Source organism: Erythrobacter sp. SCSIO 43205 (assembly GCF_019904235.1).
Taxonomy (GTDB): domain Bacteria; phylum Pseudomonadota; class Alphaproteobacteria; order Sphingomonadales; family Sphingomonadaceae; genus Erythrobacter.
The window spans coordinates 2,182,205-2,205,591 of record NZ_CP063202.1 but is presented as its reverse complement, the minus strand read 5'-3'; the positions used below and the strand labels follow the sequence as shown (position 1 = coordinate 2,205,591).

At 57.5% G+C, this 23,387-nt stretch carries 20 protein-coding genes; 8 read left to right on the top strand and 12 right to left on the bottom strand.

The window, feature by feature from the left end; all coding sequences use genetic code 11:
* The first annotated feature begins 11 nt into the window (after positions 1-11).
* The 4 genes from INR77_RS10405 to INR77_RS10390 all read left to right on the top strand — a co-directional run bounded on the left by INR77_RS10405 (position 12) and on the right by INR77_RS10390 (position 4,112).
* The gene (locus tag INR77_RS10405) at positions 12-329 is read left to right on the top strand and encodes an Hpt domain-containing protein (RefSeq protein WP_223070994.1); all 318 of its coding nucleotides are present in this window, start codon (positions 12-14) and stop codon (positions 327-329) included.
* Positions 330-429: 100 nt separating this feature from the next.
* Entirely contained in the window at positions 430-1,650 is a 1,221-nt protein-coding gene (locus tag INR77_RS10400; protein ID WP_223070993.1) for a hypothetical protein, read from the top strand.
* Between the two features lie 81 nt (positions 1,651-1,731).
* Entirely contained in the window at positions 1,732-2,673 is a 942-nt protein-coding gene (locus INR77_RS10395) for a hypothetical protein (protein ID WP_223070992.1), read from the top strand.
* Entirely contained in the window at positions 2,670-4,112 is a 1,443-nt protein-coding gene (locus INR77_RS10390) for a sensor histidine kinase KdpD (RefSeq protein WP_223070991.1), read from the top strand. The genes INR77_RS10395 and INR77_RS10390 overlap by 4 nt, the downstream gene beginning before the upstream one ends.
* A 57-nt stretch (positions 4,113-4,169) precedes the next feature.
* Here the strand turns inward: INR77_RS10390 and INR77_RS10385 are convergent, their stop codons facing one another.
* Positions 4,170-5,459: a citrate synthase gene (locus INR77_RS10385; protein ID WP_223070990.1), complete on the bottom strand. Its 1,290-nt coding sequence runs from the start codon at positions 5,457-5,459 to the stop codon at positions 4,170-4,172.
* Between the two features lie 46 nt (positions 5,460-5,505).
* Positions 5,506-6,936, bottom strand: coding sequence for a glutamate--tRNA ligase (gltX, locus tag INR77_RS10380; protein ID WP_223070989.1), 1,431 nt, complete (start codon positions 6,934-6,936; stop codon positions 5,506-5,508).
* Positions 6,937-7,006: 70 nt separating this feature from the next.
* On the opposite strand from gltX, the gene INR77_RS10375 reads away from it, so the two are divergent.
* Entirely contained in the window at positions 7,007-9,289 is a 2,283-nt protein-coding gene (locus INR77_RS10375) for a ComEC/Rec2 family competence protein (protein WP_255573733.1), read from the top strand.
* 29 nt (positions 9,290-9,318) lie between these two features.
* Here the strand turns inward: INR77_RS10375 and lexA are convergent, their stop codons facing one another.
* The 10 genes from lexA to INR77_RS10325 all read right to left on the bottom strand — a co-directional run bounded on the left by lexA (position 9,319) and on the right by INR77_RS10325 (position 19,757).
* Entirely contained in the window at positions 9,319-10,020 is a 702-nt protein-coding gene (gene lexA / locus INR77_RS10370) for a transcriptional repressor LexA (RefSeq protein WP_223070988.1), read from the bottom strand.
* 205 nt (positions 10,021-10,225) lie between these two features.
* Positions 10,226-11,431 carry a molybdopterin molybdotransferase MoeA gene (locus INR77_RS10365; protein ID WP_223070987.1) on the bottom strand — a complete coding sequence of 402 codons (1,206 nt, stop codon included), beginning with the start codon at positions 11,429-11,431 and terminating at the stop codon, positions 10,226-10,228.
* Entirely contained in the window at positions 11,432-11,905 is a 474-nt protein-coding gene (moaC, locus tag INR77_RS10360) for a cyclic pyranopterin monophosphate synthase MoaC (protein WP_223070986.1), read from the bottom strand. It abuts the gene before it with no gap.
* A gap of 172 nt (positions 11,906-12,077) precedes the next feature.
* Positions 12,078-12,866, bottom strand: a complete 789-nt coding sequence (gene trpC, locus INR77_RS10355; protein WP_223070985.1) for an indole-3-glycerol phosphate synthase TrpC — start codon at positions 12,864-12,866, stop codon at positions 12,078-12,080.
* Positions 12,866-13,858 carry an anthranilate phosphoribosyltransferase gene (gene trpD, locus INR77_RS10350; RefSeq protein WP_223070984.1) on the bottom strand — a complete coding sequence of 331 codons (993 nt, stop codon included), beginning with the start codon at positions 13,856-13,858 and terminating at the stop codon, positions 12,866-12,868. The genes trpC and trpD overlap by 1 nt, the downstream gene beginning before the upstream one ends.
* Entirely contained in the window at positions 13,855-14,463 is a 609-nt protein-coding gene (locus INR77_RS10345) for an aminodeoxychorismate/anthranilate synthase component II (protein WP_223070983.1), read from the bottom strand. The genes trpD and INR77_RS10345 overlap by 4 nt, the downstream gene beginning before the upstream one ends.
* Positions 14,460-15,422: a prolyl aminopeptidase gene (gene pip, locus INR77_RS10340; RefSeq protein ID WP_223070982.1), complete on the bottom strand. Its 963-nt coding sequence runs from the start codon at positions 15,420-15,422 to the stop codon at positions 14,460-14,462. The genes INR77_RS10345 and pip overlap by 4 nt, the downstream gene beginning before the upstream one ends.
* Positions 15,423-15,441: 19 nt before the next feature.
* Positions 15,442-16,275, bottom strand: a complete 834-nt coding sequence (locus tag INR77_RS10335) for a phosphodiester glycosidase family protein (protein WP_223070981.1) — start codon at positions 16,273-16,275, stop codon at positions 15,442-15,444.
* Positions 16,272-17,801, bottom strand: a complete 1,530-nt coding sequence (gene trpE / locus INR77_RS10330) for an anthranilate synthase component I (protein ID WP_370632205.1) — start codon at positions 17,799-17,801, stop codon at positions 16,272-16,274. Before trpE ends, INR77_RS10335 begins: the two co-directional genes overlap by 4 nt.
* Positions 17,802-17,819: 18 nt before the next feature.
* Entirely contained in the window at positions 17,820-19,757 is a 1,938-nt protein-coding gene (locus tag INR77_RS10325) for a peptidylprolyl isomerase (RefSeq protein ID WP_223070980.1), read from the bottom strand.
* 308 nt (positions 19,758-20,065) lie between these two features.
* Between INR77_RS10325 and tpiA the strand changes: the two genes are divergently transcribed.
* The 3 genes from tpiA (at position 20,066) to INR77_RS10310 (ending at position 23,089) form a co-directional block, all read left to right on the top strand.
* A complete protein-coding gene (tpiA, locus tag INR77_RS10320; protein WP_223070979.1) occupies positions 20,066-20,830 on the top strand; it encodes a triose-phosphate isomerase in 765 nt (254 codons plus the stop codon).
* An 85-nt stretch (positions 20,831-20,915) separates the two neighbouring features.
* The gene (gene secG / locus INR77_RS10315; protein ID WP_223070978.1) at positions 20,916-21,344 is read left to right on the top strand and encodes a preprotein translocase subunit SecG; all 429 of its coding nucleotides are present in this window, start codon (positions 20,916-20,918) and stop codon (positions 21,342-21,344) included.
* A gap of 107 nt (positions 21,345-21,451) precedes the next feature.
* Positions 21,452-23,089 carry a CTP synthase gene (locus INR77_RS10310; RefSeq protein WP_223070977.1) on the top strand — a complete coding sequence of 546 codons (1,638 nt, stop codon included), beginning with the start codon at positions 21,452-21,454 and terminating at the stop codon, positions 23,087-23,089.
* The last annotated feature ends 298 nt before the right edge of the window (positions 23,090-23,387 follow it).

Sequence of the window (23,387 nt, the reverse complement as noted above, 5' to 3'; positions counted from 1 at the left end):
GCGTCTCGGCCATGGCTAATGAAAACGGAGCTCTTGATGCGACTTTGGCTGCGGCTGCAGGTGATAATGCAGCTCTGCTGGGCGAGTTGCGCCATGCGTTCTTGCAGAGCGCAGAAAAGCACCTCGACCTGCTCAAGCGATCGCGTTGCGATGGCAATTGGAACGTTGCAGCGCATCGGTTGAAAGGGCTGGCGGCAAGCTTCCATGCGCAAGAACTTCTCGATGCTGCGGACAATGCACTCAACTGCGCACCGGGTGAGCCCATGGCCGTGCGTGAGATTGAGCGCGTGCTCGCTCGCTTTAGCGGCAAGAATTCATTAAAATTTTGACCCCGGTCATCGCAAATTAGTGGAAAGACCAAGTCCCGAACGCTTGATGCGACGGGCTTTGGACGCTTAGCCAGGGTTTGCATGATTTGGGAGACTGGCTTTGCGCACCGCGCTTATCTCTGCGCTTAAACGAACCGCTGACGGGGATTTGCGAGCGAATAAAGCGTTTGCGGGTCGCGCCTTGCTAGATTGGCAGGTCGATTTGGCTCTCACACTAGATTGTGAGCGCGTGATTTGCCTGTGTGATGCGCCATCCCCTGTAATAATTGCGCAACAACAGCGGGTAGAGGCAGCTGGGCTGGCCTTCCACACGGCTCGCGGCCCGCTTCAATTACCAAGCCTTGTCCGGGATGAGGACGACGTTCTGCTTTTGCTCGATGGTCTGTTTGTATCGAGTGAGGCTGCGCTTGAATTGATGGATGGCAATGGCGAGGATCGGCACGCGCTTTACACACTGCCGGCAAGCCACGCTTTGAGCGTTTCGTACCCTGATGACTTTGAGCGCATTGATCGCGACCATCACTGGGCAGGGCTCGCCATGATTTCAGGCAAATGCGTTCGGGGCCTTGGCGATTTACCTGGCTATGGAGACGCGTTTTCGCTTCTTTTGCGGCTCGCCTTGCAAGAGCGGACCCCACGCCGTGCTTTGCCCGCAGAATACCTCGAAAATGACGGTTGGTTGCTTGCATCGAATGAGGCCGCGCTGAAACGCTGCGAGGCGACGCTGTTGGGAGGGAGCGTTCCTGTTCCGCAGTGGAGTGGGCCGGTCAACGCTCTGGCGAGCCTGAGCGTGAGCCGGAGCGCGCCTTTCTGGCTACAGTCTGCACCTGAAGTCAGCGGGCTTGGTGCGCTGGGCCTTGGCGTGATTGGAGCAGGCCTTGCCGGGACAGGCTTTGCGGTGACAGGACTGTTCGTAGCAGGCTTGGCGGCGTTTGCAGCAATGATCGTTTGGAATGCTCAGGAGATGCGTAGCGCGCTGGGAGGTGGTGGGCAAAACGCAAGTTGGGCCACGGGCGGCGGAACGATTTTGCGCAGAGGACTACCAATTGCGATGGGGTTCCTTGCTATCCTCACGCTGGTGCTTTCCAATTCAACGCAAGAAGATTTGCTTTTAAGGGCCTCGCTACCGGTCTTTGCAATCGTCCTTCCACTCATCGCCGGACGGAATCGCCATGCCGGGTTGAGCGCGTTCTGGCGCGATACGCCGCTCCATTTGGTGCTGTTCGCGCTCGCTGCGGGTTTGGGTTTTTTACAGGAGAGCGTGATCGCCTTTAGCCTCGCAGCGCTTGCACAATTGGCTCTTTTGTCGAAGAAACAATAGACAATGCGCAGCTTTTGAGAGTTTAAGCTAACGCAAGGTTAACCACGTGCCTGTATGGGCTACGTGATGGGCAAAGTGACCATGGATAGATCTCAGTCTGCAAATGCGGACGGCTTCCTTCGGGAAGAGCTTGCGCGTGGCACCCGTGCGCGCGCATCTGTTGCGCCTGTCATCGCCCATTTGCTTGATAGCGATGGCCCAAGCCTTTTCAGCGATGCTATCCTCGCCGGATTACGGGGCAAGCTCGATCATATCGCGCGACAATTGCTTGAGCAGATGATTGACGGGGGAATCGGCCAGCTAAGGCAGCGCGAGATGCACAAGTCTGTCTCGAACCGTCTGGCAGGCGATGCGGCGATCATCGACCACCTTTTTGCGACAACGCTTGAGGGCGCGATCGCCAAGAACCTGAGTGAGCGATGCGCCATCGACCCTGTTCTCAGCCCTCTTTTGCAAGAGCTTATCGCATCGGACAATCCGTCAATCGCAGAGCTGGCTATCAATGTTCTGGCGGCTCAATCGCGCTTCAGCCTCAGCCATGCGCGCATGGAATTACCCTTAAAAGAGCTTCCCTTCGACGTGTTCTTAGGTGTTCTTGAACATGGGGAGCAAGCCGCGAGTGACACCAGTATCGCGCTCGATAGCAGGGCAATTGCCGGGCTTAAACGCAGCTTTGATGAGGCAACCAATCGTGTCGGTCTTCTGACCCGGCTCGTGTCTACTATGCGCGGCGGAGCGATTGCCGGCCTTGACTTGTCTCATGCAGGACTTGCGCTTTTTGCGAGCTCTTGTGCTGCGCTGCTTCCGGTGGATCGGGAACAAGCGGTGTTTGCGTGCCATGAAAGCCAAACGGTTCGCCTCGCAGTGATGCTCAGGGCTGCTGGTTTGAGCGCCGAGACATCCGCGCGTCAGACTGCGCTTTTGGGCGGGAGTAAGCAGCATCCCGTAAGCATCGAAACAATGTCGCAATCCCATGCGCAAGACCTCCTCGCTGCGCATCCGCTCGAGGCAGCGCGGCAATGAACCAGCATCAATCTCTTGTTGTTGCACGCGGCATGACCGATGATCGTGATCGTCTGATTAGCGCTGATGAGCCTCTTGCTGAGTTGCAGGAGGCTTGCGGTGGCCGAATATCTGGCACGCTTGCGATCCCCGAATTGCTGGACCTTGTCCGCGAGTGCCGTGAATGCGGCCTTCGCATCGCGCGTCCTTTCAGCGCGCTGGATGGCGAGGAGGTCATCTCAGGCTTTGCCCGTATTCATCCGCTTGAAACCGTAGAAGGGGATGCCAGCGAGGCGATCGGTGGCTGCGAGATACTGATCGAAAATTGGCTCAGCGTTCCTTACCTTGAGGCAAGCGGCCGCCAGATGACACAGTGGCTCGATGCCGCAGACCGCGCCGCCGCTGAAATTTGCGCCCACCTTGATGCAAAACAAATGCTGCAAACGCTGTCTTCGTATAGCGAGGATGCAAAGGCTCTGGCTCAGGCGATAGAGCAGTCTCCTGGAAAAATGTGGAGTGAATACATTGCATTGGAGGGAGTGGCTCATGAGCAGCCTTTACATTGGCGATTGCTTGACGGAGCCAAGGCGCGCGTTCCGGGATCGCCGCGCAATTGGCGGGTGAGGATGCTTCCAATCGGACCTTCTGCCAATGACCTGCAAGGTTTTGAGCTGCTGCTGATCGCGCTGGAGCCGCTGAGTTTAGCAGAGCCGGTGCATGACACAGCCGCTGAGACTGAGACTGAGACTGAGCACTCGCGCCTCATTGGCAGCGCGCTCACCCCAGTGCTGCGCCAACCCATTGCGCGTATTGTCGCCAATGCTGAAACCATCCGTGCGCGGCTCGCAGGACCATTGCGCGACGAATACAGCGAATATGCGGCCAATATCGCGGCAGCAGGACAACATCTCGCCGGAATGCTTGACGATCTGGCCGATCTGGAGGTCGTCGAAGCACCCGGTTTCACCACTTCCAAGGATCGCGTTGACGTGCGCGATATTGCCAAGCGGGCTGCCGGAATTCTGGGCGTGCGAGCATCCGCGCGCGAAATCAGCGTTTCGGTAGAGGGGGCTGACGAGCCACTTTATGCGATCGCTGAGTTCCGGCGGGTTCTTCAAATTCTCATCAATCTTATCGGCAATGCGATCGCTTATTCGCCCGTTGCCAGCCATGTGACAGTGACCGCATGGGAGAATGCAAACGATACGATCAGCCTGAGCGTGATCGATCAGGGACCGGGCGTAACACCGGAGCAATCAAGCAAGATTTTCGAGAAATTCGAAAGGCTTGGCCGCGACAGTGATGGCGGCAATGATAATGGCTCGGGCCTTGGTCTTTATATCTCGCGCAAGCTCGCCCTTGCGATGGGCGGTGATCTTGAAGTGCTTCAACCGGTGCGCGACGACGACCTTGTGGGCGCAGAATTCAAGCTCACCCTTCCCAAATCGTCAGGGCAATAAAAACGCGGCCCGCAAAAGCAACGGACCGCGTTTATTAAATTCATTTGCCTGTTTAGATCAGCGCTTGTCGACAGGGACGTAATCGCGCTGTGTCGGGCCAGTGTAGAGCTGGCGCGGACGGCCAATAACCTGACCTGGATCAGAGATCATTTCATTCCACTGTGCGACCCAGCCGACGGTACGGGCCAGCGCAAAGAGCGCAGTGAACATAGTGGTCGGGAAGCCGATTGAGCTGAGGATGATGCCAGAGTAGAAATCGACGTTCGGGAACAGCTTCTTCTCTTTGAAGTAATCGTCGTTGAGTGCGATTTCTTCGAGTTTGAGCGCGGTTTCAAACACGGGATCGGTGGTTTTGAGCGCTTCAAACACCTCACGAAGTGTTTTCTGCATCACCGTCGCGCGCGGGTCATAGTTTTTGTAAACCCGGTGACCAAAGCCCATCAGACGGAACGGATCGTTCTTGTCCTTCGCACGCTCGATATAGTGCGGGATGCGGTCCGGTGTGCCGATTTCTTGCAGCATATTGAGAGCCGCTTCGTTGGCGCCACCGTGAGCAGGGCCCCAAAGGCAGGCGATGCCCGCTGCGATACACGCAAACGGGTTCGCGCCCGAAGAACCAGCCAAGCGCACCGTCGAGGTCGATGCGTTCTGCTCATGATCAGCGTGGAGGATGAAGATCCGGTCCATCGCCTTTTCGATTGCCGGGTGAACTTCATATTCTTCAGCCGGAACGCCAAAGGTCATGCGCAGGAAATTTCCTGTGTAAGACAATGAGTTATCTGGATAAAGGAAAGGCTGACCGACCGCATATTTATACGCCATCGCCGCAATAGTCGGCATCTTTGCAATCAGGCGGTGCGATGAAATTTTGCGGTGTTCTGGATCGGAGATGTCGGTGCTGTCATGGTAGAATGCCGAAAGCGCGCCCACTACGCCGCACATGATCGCCATGGGGTGCGCATCGCGGCGGAAACCACGGTAAAACGTCATCAACTGCTCATGCAGCATGGTGTGACGGGTGATGGTGTTTTCAAAGTTTGCAAGCTCGTCCGCTTTAGGCAGCTCGCCGTTAAGCAGCAGATAGCTCACTTCCATGAAGCTTGAATGTTCAGCAAGCTGACCGATGGGGTAGCCGCGATGAAGAAGGACGCCTTCCTGCCCGTCAATATAGGTCAGGGCACTTTCGCAGCTCGCCGTTGACTTATAACCGGGATCGAAGGTGAAGGCACCAGTTTCTCCGTAAAGCTTGCGGATATCGATTACGTCGGGCCCTGTGCTTCCTTTCAGCACGGGGAATTCGCTAGTCGCACCGCCAAGTCCGAGCGTCGCTTGCTTATCAGCCACCATGAGTCTCCTAGTCAGTCAATCTGTTGTCCTTGCTCGCTCGCGCCGTTCACGCCGCTTGCGCGTCGATGCGAGCCAAGGATTCGTCCCGTCCCAGAAGGACAAGCACGTCAAAAATTCCAGGCGAATTTGTCGTCCCAGTCAGAGCAGCACGCATTGGCTGCGCCAGCTTGCCAAATCCCAGATCCAGGTCCTCAGCGAGCGCCTTCGTAGTGGCTTCGAGAGTCTCCATTGTCCAGTCATTTTCTGCCGAAAATGCGTTAGAAATTAGTCGAAGACGCGCTCTGCCGTCGTCATCGAGAAATTTTGCTGCTTTCTCAGTCATCTCAAGCGGCAGTTTTGCAAAGAGAAACCCAGCGCTTTCAGCCAGTTCATCAAGGGTCTTAGCGCGCGGTTTAAGGACCGGCATGGCTTTTGTCAGAAGCTCTAAATCCGCATCATCTCCGATGCGTTTTGCAACAAGTGGTGCAAGCCGTGCATCATCAGCCTCGCGGATGTAATGGCCGTTCAGATTTTCGAGTTTCTTCAGGTCAAACCGCGAAGGGCTTTTGCCGATGCCAGCGATGTCGAACACTTCAATCGCCTCTTCGCGCGTGAATTCTTCTTTGTCGCCATGTGCCCAACCAAGCCGCAAGAGGTAATTAAACAAGGCCTCGGGAAGAATACCAAACTCGTCGCGATAGGTTTCTGCGCCCAAGGCCCCATGGCGCTTGGACAACTTGCCTCCGTCTTGCCCGTGGATCAGGGGTACGTGCGCATAGACCGGGTCTGGCCAACCGCCTTCGATCGCATCCATCGCGCGGTAAATCGGGAGTTGGCGGAAGGCATTATTCAAATGGTCATCGCCGCGGATTACATGGGTGACGCCCATGTCATGGTCATCGACCACGACTGCAAGCATATAGGTCGGCGTACCGTCGGCGCGAAGGATGATGTAATCGTCCAGTTCTTCATTCTTGACTGAAACCTCGCCTTGTACCTCGTCGGCAATCGTAGTTTCGCCCTCGGTCGGTGTCTTGAGGCGCACGGTGAATGGCGCTCCTTCCGGAGCCTCAGACGGATCACGATCACGCCAGCGACCGTCGTAGCGAAGCGGCTCTTTATTGGCGCGCTGCAGGGCACGCATTTCTTCAAGTTCTTCAGGCGTTGCAAAGCACTTGTAAGCATGGCCTGCCTCAAGCAATTGATTGGCGATTTCGGCATGACGCGCGGCGCGTGTCGACTGGAACACCGGCTCTTCGTCATAATCGAGGCCAAGCCAATCAAGGCCATCAAAGATGGCATCAATTGCCTCTTGCGTAGAACGCTTCTTATCGGTGTCTTCGATGCGCAGAAGCGCTTTTCCGCCGTGACGCCGCGCATAAAGCCAATTAAAAAGGGCCGTGCGTGCGCCGCCAATATGAAGAAAACCCGTCGGAGAGGGGGCAAACCGCGTTACAACTTGCGCTTTGCTTGCGCTTCTGTCTGTTTCGCTCACCATCGACTATCAATTCCTGTTCATTTGTCGCATACTACTGCTAGCCAACCCAAATGGGGAGGGGCGGTAATACATGGCCGATGCGCCAATCATTCCAATGGGAGACAGCCCGGCGGGCGAACCTGCCAGCGCGGGAACACCCCCCACTTCGCCTCCATCTGCTTCTGATGCAAAGCGTATGCCGCGCCTCTGGCAAAGGGGGGGCGGCTTGTCCAGCATTTGGAATGCGATTGCGGACAATCTCGAACAATTCCTGAGCCACGCAGGATTTGACCGGGCACCGTGGCTGGCAGTCATTTTTGCTTGCGGCATTCTAACCTGGTTCGGCCTTGACGCACCTTGGGCATGGGCCAGTGTGATCGGATTAAGCCTTATCATCGCTGGAATAGCTCTGGCTGCGTGGCGTGACAATGACCGGCGCGATCACCTGCGCACCGCAGTAATCGCTTGCGCTCTTGTGTTCGCAGCGGGTGTCTCGGTCGTCTGGTTCCGCTCTGAACTCGTAGGCGCAGCGGCGATAGAACGACCCAGCGTTGAGCGTGTTCAGGGCTATATCCTGTCGCGTGAAGATCAACCCTCGCAACAGCGTATTCGCCTTGTTCTTGCCGTGCGCGATGCGACAAGCGCGCAGAGCCGCAAGATCCGTGTGAATGTTCCGCTGGAGGAAGTGGAGCAAGCCAAGCTTCGCCACGGGTCCGGCGATTGGGCGAGCGTGCTTGTCGAAGGCGCGATTGTCAAAATGCGGGTAAGGCTGATGCCACCTGCAAGCCCGATGCTGCCGGGTTCTTATGACTTTGCCCGGGCTGCCTGGTTCAAGGGGCTCTCGGGCACTGGCAGCGTTATGGGCCCGATTGAGGTGGTGAAAGCAGGGGAAGGCGATGGCCTTGTTGCCCGGGCTCAGCGGTGGCTTTCTTCCCATGTCCGGGACAATGTGGGAGGCTCGGCCGGCACGATTGCCGCTGCTTTTGCAAGCGGTGATCGCGGAGCAATCTCAGAAAGCGACAGCGATGCCATGCGCGATGCCGGGCTCACCCATTTGCTTGCGATTAGCGGGCTTCATGTCAGTGCGGTCATTGCAGGGGCCTATTTGCTCGCGATCAAATTGCTTGCGCTGTCTCCCGGCCTTGCGCTTCGGGTTCGCTTGCCTGTCATTGCAGCCGGTGTTGGAGCGATTGCAGGGATCAGCTATACATTGCTGACCGGTGCGCAAGTTCCCACAGTGCGCGCTTGTGCCGCCGCCATGCTCGTATTGTTCGCACTGGCGACCGGGAGAGAGGCGCTGTCCCTCAGAATGGTCGCAATGGCAGCGGTTTTCGTCCTTTTTCTATGGCCAGAGAGCGTCGTGGGTCCCAGTTTTCAAATGAGCTTTGCTGCGGTTCTTGCCATTGTCGCCCTCCATTCCAGCGAGCCTGTAAAAGCGTTTATGGCCCCTAGAGAGGAGAGCTATCTGGCAAGGATCGGGCGCGGGGTTGCGATGCTTTTTGTAACTGGTCTGGTGATTGAAATTGCTCTTATGCCGATCGTTCTGTTCCATTTCCATCGGGCCGGATTGTATGGAGCGCTAGCCAATGTCTTTGCCATTCCGCTGGTGACGTTTGTATCCATGCCGCTAATCGCTCTGGGTCTGCTTTTTGATTGGATCGGTCTTGGTGCACCGTTCTGGTGGCTCACCGAGAAGTCACTCAATCTGCTTCTGGCAATTGCTCATTTCACATCAGCCCAGCCCGGCGCGGTGAAGCTGATGCCGCAGATGAGCGGTCTTGCCATCGCCCTGTTTGTTATCGGCGGCCTTTGGCTTGCCTTGTGGTCGGGCAGGGCGCGTTTGTTTGGCTTCGTACCTGCTGCGATTGCCACTTTCCTTCTTCTTGCAACGCCCATCCCCGATGTTTTGATCGGAAGAGATGGGCGTCACGTTGGCATTACCATAACTGATGAGCATGGTGATCGCCGCTTGCTTTCTCTGCGTGACAGCCGCTCATCCTATTCGCGCGACAACCTGCTTGAATTGTCTAGCGTCACGAGTGAGCCGATCCCGCTTGCGCAGTGGGAGGGGGCGAGGTGCTCACCTGAGTTCTGCACTATCGTTTTAGAACGCGGTGGACGGAATTGGACGCTTCTGCTTGCTCGCAACCGCGAGATGATCGAAGAGCGCGCGCTTGCCGCTGCGTGCGAGCAAGCCGACATCGTTGTTGCCGATCGCTTCTTACCGCGTTCTTGCTCGCCTCGATGGCTTAAGGCCGATCGCCGGTTCCTCCAGCAAAGCGGAGGGCTGGCGCTAGACCTTGCGAATGAACGCATCACCACCGTCGCTGCATCACAAGGCGAGCATGGATGGTGGCGCGCCGGGGAAGGGTAAGAGTTACCGCCCCCCGTGCGCCACACCGATCAATGATAACGCCGCAAAAGTCCTGCAAGCTTACCCTGAACCTCAACCTCATCGGGGCCATAGACCTGCGGGTCATAGCTTGCGTTGGCAGGGTCGAGGCGCACCAGTCCCCCATCCTTGTGGAGATACTTGAGCGTCGCCTCCTCGCCGCGCACCAACGCCACGACAATTTCCCCATCGCGAGCAGTGTTCGTCCGGCGGACAAGCGCAAAGTCCCCATCGAAGATGCCAGCTTCGATCATCGAATCGCCAGAGACTTCGAGCGCATAATGCTCTCCCGGTCCAAGCAGGGCCGCTGGCACAGGAAGCGAGCTTTGGCCTTCAAGCGCTTCGATTGGAGCACCGGCCGCGATCCTGCCGTGGAGCGGGATGTCGATCACGTCATTGGCCGGTTCCGGAGCCGCTTTAGGAGCAGCACCAGCGCCAATAACCGTGTCATTGGCCGCCGCAGAAACCGAAGGCGCAGCGCGCGGAATAGGCGTTGAATCTTCGGGGTTCTTGATCACTTCCAAAGCGCGCGCCCGATTGGGCAGACGCCGGATAAAGCCGCGCTCTTCAAGAGCGGAGATCAAGCGGTGGACACCCGATTTGCTTTTCAAATCGAGCGCTTCTTTCATTTCTTCAAAACTGGGCGAAATTCCGGTTTCTTCCAGCCGCTGCTGAATGAAACGAATCAGTTCGTGTTGCTTTGCCGTAAGCATGGGCAAACTCCATCAGCCGCACTCTCGCGTGACAGCACAGCCGCCTTGAGCTGCACCGACACAGTGCCAAATTCGCGCATTCCCAGAGGCACCGAACGCAGAAGCGGAACAGGTGCGATACAGAACACTAACCGTTCGACCGATATGGCGAACGAATGAGGAACGAATAGGCAACTTGATTCGGCAAGTCAAGCGCGTGAGGTGACTAAACGCCCGCAAAACCGCCGTTTTGGAGGCTATACACAGTGATTGGCTCGCCTATTGCCACTTCAGGTGCATTTGGTTCGCGTTCGACCAAGCAATTGGAGATAGCCAGCGAACCAAGCGCACTTGAGTCCTGGGATGCTGCACTCACTACTTTCTCGCCATCGCTGATCGCGCGCACAAACTCGCGGCGCGGCCCGCCAGCGGGGAAGGCCTCCCCGGCAACGCGCGTTTGGGGCGAGGGCAAGGGCGCTTCGATCCCCATCGACGCGCGCATCAAGGGTAGGGCAAAGAGGTAGGCGGTCACAAAACTTGAAACCGGATTGCCCGGCAGACCCAGAACAATTTGGTGGCGGCCTTCGGCCTCGCGGGTGGCAACCATCAAAGGCTTGCCCGGCTTGATCGCTACCTTCCAGAACGCGATCTCGCAGCCCCATTCCCGAAGGGCATCTTGCACAAGATCGTGGTCGCCCACCGACGCACCGCCAGAGGTGATGAGGATGTCGCAGTCACTTGCGCGCCCTAAGGCATTCGCCATTGCGCCCATGTCGTCGGCAACCGGACCGATCCGCTCAACTGTGCCCACTAGCGGCGTGAGCATGGCGGCGATCATCGTGCCATTGCTCGCGGGGATTTGGTCATCGCGGACGTGCGCAGGGTCGCTTGCAAGTTCGTCCCCGCTATCAAGCACTGCCACTTTGGGACGCTTGGCAACCGGCACTGTCGCATGGCCGCCAGCGATAGCGAGCGCGATTTGACCGGGGCCAAGCACAGCGCCCTCGCCGAGCAAAGTATCACCCTTGCAATAATCAAAGCCTTGGCGGCGGATGTGGCGTCCCGCCTCGGGAGTGGCATCGGCGCTCAAGCGGTCGCCGTTGCGCACGGCGTTTTCCTGGATCAGAACACTCTCACCGCCCGCTGGCATATGCGCGCCAGTGGATATGCGCACGGCTTCGCCCGGACCCAAAGCGCCGCCAAACGGTGCTCCGGCACGGCTTTCTCCGACAATGCGCCACGGCCCATCGCCCGCAATCGCATAACCATCCATCGCAGATAGATCAGCGGGCGGCTGTGTGCGGGCAGCGTTAACATTGCCTGCCAGAACGCGTCCCAAAGCACCTTCTACCGCGACCTGCTCGCTTGCCATCTTTGGCGCGAGCGCGAGCAGCTGCGCCTGTGCCTCGGCTAGGTCGAGCCAGCTGGCCACTTAGTCTTCCGCCTTCCAAGTGCCCGATTTGCCGCCGCGTTTCTCGATAAGACGCACCTCGCTGATTACCATGCCTTTATCGATTGCCTTGGCCATATCGTAGATCGTGAGGAGCGCAGTAGAGACAGCCACCATCGCTTCCATTTCGACCCCGGTTTTACCGGTAAGAGAGGCACTGGCGGTGGCGCGGATGCCGCTTTCTTCAAAAGCGAACTCAATCGTTACCGCTTCCAATCCCAGCGGGTGGCATAGCGGGATCAACTCGCCGGTGCGCTTGGCTGCCATGATTCCGGCGATGCGGGCCGTGCCTAGGACATCGCCTTTCGGAGCGTTACCTTCGCGAATTGCTTTTAGAGCCTTGTCCGACATTGAAATCGAGCCGCTCGCAATGGCGACGCGGTGGGTTTCCGCTTTGCCGCCCACATCGACCATATGCGCCGCGCCATCTTCGCCAAGGTGGGTAAGCCGGGTCATGCTGCGCTCTCGATGTTGGAGATTTGAGACACTTGAGACACTGTCCAGGAGTTGAAATCAGATTGACCAATAAAAAGGCGTCTGATCGCCTTAATCGATTGAAATGAGGGCGCTTGCTCGGTCATGCGGGCGTTATGCCAGATTTGGATGATGTAGGATACTATGGAGGATTTTACCCTTGCAAAAGCGCGCGGGTCGCAGCCGCTACGTCATCTGCTCTCATCAGGCTTTCGCCAACAAGGAATGTGCGTACACCGCTTTGTGCAAGCCGCTCACAATCTGCATGGGTCGCAATGCCGCTCTCACCCACCAACAGCGCACCGTCTGGAGCAAGCGGGGCGAGCCGTTCGGTAGTGGCAAGCGAGGTGGTGAAGGTCTTGAGGTCGCGGTTATTGACCCCGACGAGCTTTGATTTGAGGTGGGTTGAAGCGCGCTCCATCTCCTCTTCATCGTGGACCTCGACAAGCACATCCATCGCGTGTTCGAGCGCGGCGGCTTCGATCTCGGCCATTTGCACATTGTCGAGTGCTGCAACGATAATGAGGATTGCATCCGCGCCGATGCTCCGCGCCTCAAGACACTGCCACGGATCGACCATGAAATCTTTACGCAGCACAGGGAGGGCGCAAGCATTGCGCGCTTCGACGAGATAATCCTCATGGCCCTGAAAATAAGGCGCATCGGTCAGAACGCTGAGGCAGGCGGCACCCCCCGCTTCATAGTCGCGCGCATGGTCTGCGGGGCGGAAGTCGGGGCGGATGAGGCCTTTGGACGGGCTTGCCTTCTTGACCTCTGCGATCAGGGCAAAGCCGGTTTCGACCTTGGCGCGCAGGGCAGCCTCGAACCCGCGCGGAGGCGATTGCTCGCTCGCGGCGGTTTGAAGCGCGGCGTTGGTGGTGGCGGCTTTGCGGTCCGCGACTTCCTCGCGCTTGTTCGCGCAGATTTCTTCAAGCTTGTTCATCAGACCGTGAGTTCAATCCATTTGGCGAGGAGTTGCTTGGCAGCCCCGTTATCAATCGCTTCGGCAGCGAGGCTAGCGCCCTCTTGCCAGTCCTCGGTTTTGCCCGCGACAAGCAAAGTGCCCGCTGCATTCAAGAGCACTGCATCGCGATAGGCGCTCTTTTCGCCATCAAGGAGCCTTGTGAGGGCAGCCGCATTGTACTGCGCATCGTCGCCGCGAATGGCTTCGAGCGGGGCATTGGGAACGCCGATGACGCTTGCATTGACGCGGCGCATGGTGACTTTCCCCTCGCTCACATCAGCAAGAGTGTTGTCGCCTGCAAGACTGAGTTCGTCGAGCCCTTCATCGCCTGAAACGATAAAGCAGCGCTCCTGATCTAGGCTTGCCTTTGCCTCGGCATACGTGGGCACGAGGTCAGGGCTGGCAAGACCGATAAGCTGGGTGCGCACGCCGGCGGGATTGGTGAGGGGGCCAAGCAGGTTGAAGATCGTACGCTTGCCGATCTTCTCGCGAATGGGCGCAATGGGCCCAAGCGCCGGGTGGTGGACCCGGGCAAACAGAAAGCCGATGCCAATCTCATGCAGGGTCTTTTCCGCGCAGCGCACGGCTGCCTCCATATCGAGGCCCAACGCCTCCAAGGTATCGGCAGCGCCCGACTTGGACGAAGCGGCGCGGTTGCCGTGTTTGGCGACGGGCACTCCGCAAGCCGCGACGACCAGGCTGACGGCGGTGGAGACATTGAGCGTGTGCTGCCCATCGCCGCCGGTACCGCAGCAATCGACCGCGCCATCAGGCGCGGTGATGCCATTGACCCGCTCGCGCATCGCTTGCGCCGCAGCGGCGATTTCCACCGCGGTTTCACCGCGTGCCGACAAGGCAATCAGAAACGCTTCGATCTCCCCAGCGCTGACTTTCAGGTCGAGGATATTTGCGAAGACTTCATCAGCCTCAGAGCGGGTGAGGACAGGAGCATCAAGGGGCAGGGAGGTCATTTTGGCACATCCTCTGGCTCAATTCCGCAAATGCGCAAGAAGTTAGCAAGCAGCGCATGGCCATGCTCGGTCGCAATGCTTTCCGGGTGGTACTGCACCGAGTGGATCGGCAGGCTCTCATGCCGGAAACCCATAACGCTAGGGTGGTCTTCGCCGGGCGTTTCGGCGTGGGCATTGGCGATCAGGCAGTCGGGCACATCTACGACCTCAAGGCTGTGGTAGCGCGTCGCGGTATAGGGGCTGGGGAGCCCCTCGAAGAGGCCCGTCCCATCGTGTGTCACCGGAGAAGTCTTGCCGTGCATAAGCCCGCCGCGCGTGACTGTCCCGCCGAAGTGCTGACCAATGGCCTGGTGACCAAGGCAAACTCCCATAAGCGGCTTGCCCGCATCCGCGCAAGCAGCGACCAGATCAAGGCTCACGCCCGCCTCGTTCGGAGTGCATGGTCCAGGCGAAATGAGAAATCCGTTCGCATTGGTGGCCAAAGCCTCGCTCGCCGTCAGGACATCATTGCGCTCCACGCGAATATCGGCCCCAAGCTCCATCAGGTAATGGACCAGATTGAAGGTGAAGCTGTCGTAATTGTCGATGACGAGAATTTGGCTCATGCTGGATTTCCCGCAAACTTGTCGGTCGCGCGCACGAGGCCATCGACCAGACCCGGCTCGCTCGCCGTGTGACCGCCATCATCGACGATCCAAAGCTCTGCCGATGGCATTGCCTTTTTCAAGTCCCACGCCGAACGCGGCGGAGTGCAGACATCGTGGCGGCCTTGCACGATGATTGTGGGGATATGAGCAATTTTATCGACGTCGCGCAGCAATTGCGCTTCTTCAAGATAGAAATCTTCGAGGAAGAAACGCGCACAAATCCGGGCAAAGGGCAGGGCGCTTTCCGGCGAGACGAAGTCAGTCAAAAGCTCAGGGTTGGGCAGAACGGTAATCACCGTCCCCTCCCACGAAGCCCATTCCTTGGCTGCCGCAAGCCGTTCTACCTCATCATCACACGTCAAACGCTTGTGATAAGCGGCGACCATATCGCCGCGCTCATCTTCTGGAATAAGGCCGGTAAAACGGTCCCACTGTTCAGGGAAAATCTCGCTTGCTCCGTAGGAATAGAGCCATTGCTTTTCCGCCTGACGCGCCAGAAACACGCCGCGCAGCACCAGTTCTGTGACGCGCTCTGGATGCTTTTGCGCATAGGCAAGCGCAAGGGTCGAGCCCCAAGAGCCGCCGAACGCCTGCCATGCCTCATGCCCGCACATTTCGCGAAGTCGCTCAATATCGGCAACGATGCGCCATGTGTCGTTGTTCTCAATCTCGGCAAAAGGTGTCGATTTGCCGCAGCCACGTTGATCAAACAGCAGCACGTCGTACTTGACCGGGTCCCATTGCCGACGGTGATCGGGCGACATACCGCCACCCGGCCCACCGTGAAGGAAAACAGCAGGTTTCGCGCCCGGTGTGCCGACACGCTCGTAATAAAGCGAGTGACCTTCGCCCACATCGAGAAAGCCCGTCTCATAAGGCTCAATCTCCGGGTAGAGGGTGCGATCGTATGACAGCATATTGCTATTGCCCAATTGATTACTCGACACCGCGATTCTCCACCACAATCAGGGGGCCCACGCGGCGCTTATCCATGCGCCCACTCGCCGGGTGCCAGAGCGAGGAGATATTCCCATCAAGAAACAGCGCGTTGGGCGTCTTTACCTCATCACGGAAATAGCGGGCGAGTTGGCCGAAGCTCAATGGGGCATCAGAAATAACAAAATGCGCCTTGCCCTGCGCATCGATGCCGACCCCATTTCGGATCGCTTTGGAAGGGCCGTTGTCTTGAATTTCCGGATGCAGCTTCCCGTCGATCACCAATAGCGGACCCGATTGCGTCCCAAATTGGGGGCGCGTGCCAATGGTGTTGAAGAATGTGTTGCTGCCGAGCACCTGCCACTTGCCGCCTGTACCAAAGAAAACGCCATTGGGCTTAAGGTAGAAATTGCCCGAACCTTCACCGCGATCAAGCTCTGACAAACGGTCTTCGTCGCGCACGAAATATCCGATGGGTTTCAACGCATCGTCATACATACCCCCGTTCATCACGAAGGCGATTGTGCTTTCATCGCGGCCCGCGGCCCATCCTTCAATCGTGCCAAAGTTGGGCCCGCTGGAAGGCGCAAGCCCCGTAGAGATGCGGTGCAATTCAGGATCAGCGGTACAGTGGGTGAGCGGAACGTTTTCAAAGGTGACTGAGCGGCAGACCGCATCGTCATCTTCTTCAGCCGCAAGCGTTTCAACCGGGTCTTGAAGTAGGCGCGGCACCGCTTCGCCAAGTTCGGATCGCACCACGGGTTCGCCCGCTGGTTGCTGCTCACAAGCGGTAAGGGCAAAGGTGGCAAAGAGGATCAACGATAATTGCTTCATTGGCCAAATCCCGGTTCGCTTGCCACACGCACGGCCTCTTTCGCAGCGGCAATTAAAGCGCCTGCCTTCGCGCGGCATTCGGCAAGTTCGTAGTCAGGTTCGCTATCGGCAACGATTCCGGCGCCTGCCTGCACGTGCATTGTGCCATCTTTGACAACGGCTGTGCGTAAAACAATGCAACTATCGACTGATCCATCTGGCGCGAAGTAGCCGACCCCGCCCGCGTAAGCACCGCGCGTTTCCGGCTCCAGCTCAGCGATGATTTCACACGCCCGGATTTTGGGTGCGCCTGATACCGTGCCAGCGGGGAAGCCGGCAAAGACCGCATCAAGCGCATCTTTATCATCGGCGAGCGTGCCGATCACATTGCTGACAATGTGCATGACGTGGGAATAGCGTTCAATCGTGAAGCTATCAGTGACTTCGACACTGCCGCGCGAGGCGACGCGGCCAACATCATTGCGTCCCAGATCAAGCAGCATGAGATGCTCAGCGAGTTCCTTCGGGTCCGCAAGGAGCGACACTTCATTGGCGTCATCTTCTGTGCGGTTGCTACCGCGAGGGCGCGTTCCTGCGATCGGACGAATGGTGACTTCGCCATCACGAACGCGCACGAGAATTTCCGGGCTCGACCCGACAATGGCAAATCCGGGCAGATCGAGGAAATAGAGGAATGGCGAGGGGTTCACCCTTCGCAAAGAGCGATAAAGCGCAAGCGGAGGAAGTTCGAACGGACAGGTGAAACGCTGTGCGAGAACAACCTGGAAAATGTCACCTGCAAGGATGTAATCCTTCGCGCGGGCGACCATCCCTTTGTACGCATCGCCAGACATCACCGGGGTCAGCTCAGGCTCTATCGCGTCGGAGGAAATGCGTGGCTCTGGCGGACGGGGATGGGAAAGGGCGCGCAGCGTGTCGTCAATGCGATCAGACGCTCTCTCAATCTCTGCGTGCGGGTTAGCCGCTTCCCAAATGGGAGCGACGCAGAAAAGCTCATCGGATAGTCCGTCAAAAATCAGGATCACCGTTGGCCGCACAAACAGCATATCCGGAAGCGCAAGCTCGCTTTGGGGCGCGCGTGGTAGCGTTTCGACGAGGCCGATTGTCTCATATCCGAAATAGCCGACAAGGCAGGCAAGAGCAGGGGGGAGGCCGTGTGGCACGTCAATGCGGCAACTTTGCGAGAGTGCGCGCAATTCCTGCATCGCATCGCCCTCGCAAGGCTCGAACGCCTCGCGGTTCTGCTTCCACTGCGCATTGATCGCAGCGTTCTTGTCGCTTGCGCGGAAAACCAGATCAGGGTCGAGGCCAAGCAGTGAATAGCGCCCGCGCACCTCACCACCTTCGACCGATTCCAGAAGGAAATCGCCACGGCCTGGCTCAATCAAGCGGCGCGCAGCCCCCACAGGCGTATCGCAATCAGCGACAATTTTGCGCCACACAAGCGCCGGTTCGCCCCGGCTAAGCGCATCTGCCGCGCCGGCTGCATTCTCCAATCGCGTATCGGTATAGGCGGTCTGTCCCACGAAGTTCAGCGCCGCCCCTTAGCTTTCACCCAAAAGGTTGCGACGAAGCGCTTCGATGGCATCTTCATTGCGCTCAACCCCGACTTCTTGGCGAACCGAACGGGAAAGCTGGCTTGCGTACTCATTGGCAACCGCATTGCCGATTTGTTGGCGGGTTTGTTCAAGTAGAGGATTATCGTCCTCCACCTCGCCCACGCTGATTTCATCAAGGTTGATGACAAACCAGCCAAGACCGTTTTGATCTTCGAGAACCTTGGTCGAGCCTTGCGCCATGGAGAACAGCAGTACCACCGATGAAGGCACGCGGCCTTGCGATTGTTCGAGCAATTGCTCGCGGGTGAGGTTGATGTTCTGGATCTGGCGCGTGTCGACACCGGCGTCGCGCATGGCTTCTTGGATAGATGCACCGCCTTCGATGGCTTTTTGCACCTTATCGGCAACCTTGCGCGCCTCTTTGCCCCCTTCGGCAAGGCGCCATGCCACAGCCACCTGTTCCTTGATCTCGTTAAGCGGAGGTGCTGCGCTCTCTGTGATGTCAGAGACATCGAAGATCACAAATTGCGCGCCCGGCACGACTTCGGCGAGTTGTGGATTGCCTTCTTCCATCTGGAACGCTGTGTCGACCAGCGGGCGTACCGCTTGCGAGACGCTCTGCCCCTGTGTTCCAAACACTGTACCATTGGCAATGATGTTCTGCGCAGTGACGACCTCGAGGCCAAACTCTTCTGCCACATCGGTGAGCGATGTGCCGGTGTCCACTTTCTCTTCAATGCGCGAGCTGAGGTCGATCAACGCAGCGGCAAGCTTCTCGCCCCTGATCTGCTGCGCAATCTGGCTGCGAACTTCGTTCAAAGTGCGTGCCGGGGTGCGTTCAATCTGGTCAACCCGGGCAACATACCAACCAAGCGCGCTGCGAGCAGGGTCAATGACCTCACCGCGAGCGGTCGAAAAGATATTCTCGGCAATCGCAAAGCTGGTCGCTGTGCCTGTTTGCTCCTGATCGCGAAGCTCGCTTGTGGACACATTAAAGCCGGCCTCAGCCGCAGCAGCTTCAAGGGAGACACCTCCCCGAATGCGCTGGGTCAAAGCTTTCGCCGCTTCCTCAGTCGGCACCACGAACGAGCTGAATGCGCGGCGCTCTTGCGCATCATATTGATCTGCGTCCTTCTCAAACCGTGCGGCAATCTCTGCATCGGTCGGATCGAGATTGGCGGTCACATTGTCCGCGCCAAAGGCGGCAAAGCGCAAAGTCCGGCGTTCAGGACGCACGAACTCCTCGCGCTCTTCAGCGTAAAAGGCGCTGAGCACCTCGTCGCTTGGTTCTTCATCTGGCGCATAGGCAAGGGCAGAGATGAGCCCAATCTGACCTTGACGACGCTCAAGCACGAGCGAGGCGTAATGTTTCGCAACGGCCTTGGGCAGTATTGATGCACCAAGCGCCGGGCGAAGGATTTGCTGAGCCAAAAGCCCATCAGCAATATCCTTGCGCAAGATTGCATCGGTAATGCCTTGGCGGCGAAGCGCTGCCTGATAGGTTTCGGGGTCAAATTCCCCGGTCGCATCGCGGAAGGCCGGGATTTGCAGGATTTCGCTGTTCACAAGGTTTTCGCCTGCGCGAAGGCCGTGCTTTCTTGCAAAATAGCCGAGGGCGTAGCGATCGATCAGAACTTCAAGCTCTGATTCAAAACCACCTTGCTCAATGAATTGCGGCATAGTGATCGTGGGGTTCTGTTGGCGTGCGCGCGATAGAGCATTGGTCATCGTGCCATTCGCTTCGTTTGCGGAGATCGTTTCCCCGCCAACGGCTGCGATTTTGTCATCACCGCTTAGTCCGCCAAACGTCGCCGAGCCTGAAATATCGCTGGCCGCAAAAGCGAGCGCGACGATAATCAGAAAGCCAATAAAGATGGGCAAACCGATCTTGGACTGGAAAAAATTACGGAACAGCGAAATCATCTATGTCAATTCCCAAAAACGCCCAATCGCTTTGCGCGGCGCAAGTTTTTTTGTGACGCCAGTGGTAAGGTGGCCGACGACACAGTGTCTATAGCGATGCCTTGGCCCTATGAAAGGTGAGAAAACCGCGCTTTCCCCCAGACCGGCGTGAGGCGGGTGCGCTTTATCTCCCCTGCGACCTCGCGGCAACAGGTTGCGCAAGCTTTTGACTAAACCTACATCGTCGTCTAGCCGACCGCTGACCGCGAGTTTACATCTTATCGCAAGATTCGCGAGGTCACCCTCGACAAAAGTTTTCAGGATAAACAATGTCCCTTCGACCCTACATCGTTGGCAATTGGAAGATGCACGGCACCCGCGCCATGCTCTCAGAGGCGCGCTCTATCGACCGTGCTGCGCAGCGCCATATGAAAGTGGAGGTGGCAATCGCGCCGCCTTACACCCTTATTCACCCGATCCATCGCGAAGCTGAACAAATTGCTGTGGGCGCGCAGGATTGCCACGAACAAGAGGGCGGGGCGCACACCGGGGATATTTCCGCTGCAATGGTTGCCGATGCCGGTGGCAAATTCGTCATTCTTGGCCATTCGGAGCGGCGTCAGAACCACAGTGAAACCAATGCGCAGATCAAAGCCAAAGCCGTATCGGCTCTTGGCGCAGGTCTTCGCGTCATCATGTGTTGCGGCGAAAGCGAAGAAACACGCGACAAAGGTGATGCAATTGCCTTCGTTACGCGCCAGCTTAAAGCATCGCTCCCCGCTGAGATCGAGGATCCAGCAGAGCAACTCGCTGTTGCCTATGAGCCGATTTGGGCGATTGGCACCGGCAAAACGGCACAACCGGGTGACATTGAAGAAATGCACGCCAGCATCCGCGCGCTTCTGGTGAAGCATTATGGCGAAGAGGCAGGCGGGGGTGTGCGCATTTTGTATGGTGGATCGGTAAAGCCTGAAAATGCAGCCGAAATTTTCGCCGTTCCTAATGTCGGCGGCGCTCTCGTTGGTGGAGCGAGCCTGACCGCAGACAGCTTTATGGGCATCGCTCTTGCTGCTGCTGAGACGGACGAGGCGTAAGTCTCTGATCGCCACTGGCCTTGTCGAACGCGCCACATACCCCTAAGTGCGCCTTCAAGCACACAAACAAACCGAAGAAACAGATATGTCGCTTTTCATTATTCTCACTGTCATTCAGGCAATGATTGCCGCAGCTTTGGTCGGAGTGGTGCTGATGCAACGCTCCGAGGGTGGCGGCCTTGGGATTGGCGGCAATCCATCAGGCGCATTGGGCGCACGCGGGGCAGCGGATTTCCTGACCCGTTCGACCAAGTGGCTCGCTGTTGCGTTTGTTGTGATGTCGATTGTTCTTGCAGCAATGGCCGTCAGCGAATCGAGTATTGATGATGTTTCCTCAACGCTTGATCGTGATGTGGGCGCACCGGGCGCTGTCGATCTTCTTGGCGAAGGCACGGCAGACGAAGGCACTGCGGACGAGGGCGGGGCTGCATCTTCGGATGATCTGCTCGGTGAGAGCAGCGAGACACAAGCGGCTGAGCCAACTTCGCCTGGCGACGATCCGCTCAGCGAATAATACGCACCCAAACCTATTTCTCAATAACCACACTTGTGGATTGGCGATGTAAATTCGCGCCAATTCGCTTGCCAAGAATCGCACTCAACGCTTAAGGCTCAACTCCCATGGCGCGGTACATTTTTATCACCGGCGGCGTGGTCTCCTCGCTCGGCAAAGGTCTTATGGCGGCAAGTCTTGCTGCCCTCCTTCAGGCGCGCGGGTATAAGGTCCGCATCCGCAAGTTTGACCCTTATCTCAATGTCGATCCGGGCACGATGAGCCCGTATCAGCACGGCGAAGTGTATGTGACCGACGACGGGGCTGAAACCGATCTTGATCTGGGCCACTATGAGCGCTTCACCGGCGTGTCAGCGCGCCAGAGCGACAATATCACTTCGGGCCGGGTGTACCGCGACATCATCGCGAAGGAACGGCGGGGCGATTACCTTGGTGCGACCGTGCAGGTTGTTCCGCACGTCACCGATGCAATCAAAGAATTTGCGCTCGCCGATCAGGATGACCACGATTTTATCCTGTGCGAGATTGGCGGAACGGTGGGCGACATCGAATCGCTGCCATTCATGGAGGCGATCCGCCAGATTCGAAACGAACTGGAGCCTTTCCAGACGCTGAGCGTCCATGTGACGCTGGTGCCCTACATCGCGGCTGCTGGTGAGCTCAAAACCAAGCCGACGCAGCATTCCGTGCGCGAGCTCGCATCGCTTGGCATCAAGCCCGATGTGCTTTTGTGCCGCGCTGAACACCCGATCCCAGAGGGTGAGCGTCAGAAGATCGCGAATTTCTGTAACGTGCGCAAAGAGGCCGTGATCCCGGCATTGGACGCGCCATCGATTTACTCGGTGCCGCTGCAATATCACCAAGAGGGCCTTGATGCAGAAGTGCTGCGCGGCTTTGGTATCACCGATGCGCCTGACCCTGACTTGTCAGCCTGGAATGATGTCACAGACCGTTATTTCAACCCCGAGGGTGAAGTCACCATCGGCGTGGTCGGCAAATATGTTGGCCTGCCAGATGCTTATAAGAGCCTCAACGAAGCGCTTGTCCATGGTGGCCTTGCCAACAGGGTAAAAGTCAACATCAAGTGGATTGATGCTGAAATCTTCGAAGGCGAAGATGAAAGCGAAATCGTCTCCGCGCTTGAGCCCATGCACGGCATCCTTGTGCCCGGCGGCTTTGGAGAGCGTGGCAGCGAGGGTAAAATTGCCTCTGTCCGCTTTGCAAGGGAACGCAAGGTGCCCTTCTTCGGCATTTGTCTCGGGATGCAGATGGCCTGCATCGAAGGTGCGCGTTCGGTTGGCATCGCAGAGGCATCTTCGACCGAGTTTGGCGAGACGAAAGAACCTGTTGTCGGCATTATCACCGAGTGGATGAGCGAAGAAGGCATTCAGAGCCGCGAAGAGGGCGGCGACCTTGGTGGGACAATGCGTCTTGGCGCCTATGAGGCACAGCTTGGACCGAACAGCCACACCTCGCGCATTTATGGTGGTGCTGAGATCATTTCGGAACGCCACCGCCACCGTTACGAGGTGAACAGCGGCTATATCGAACCATTGGAAAAAGGCGGGCTTGTCTTCTCTGGAATGTCGCCAGACGGGCTGCTGCCAGAGATTGTAGAACGGCCCGATCATCCCTGGTTCGTCGGTGTCCAGTTCCACCCGGAACTCAAATCAAAGCCATTTGACCCGCATCCGCTGTTCGCAGGCTTTATCGAGGCGGCGTTAAAACAGGCGCGTCTGGTCTAACAAAACAACCTTTCAGGCTGTGCTCTGATTAAACTGCATCCAATTTGGATGTAGTTGGGTGACATCTTCATGAAAAAGCGCGTGGGAAACTATCCTTCGCTCAAATACTTGTCGCCTTCTTACAAGTGACACAGTTTGTGCTTGCGCGCGTTGCTGAATGAGCATTACCCTGTCGTGTATCTTTTAGATTGAGGCCCGCGAACATGGCTTGGGTTGACCATTGGTCTGCTCCAAGGTTTGCGGATAAATTTTGATGGGAATATCGAGCAGTCTACCGGATCGACCCGACCTCTGGTTC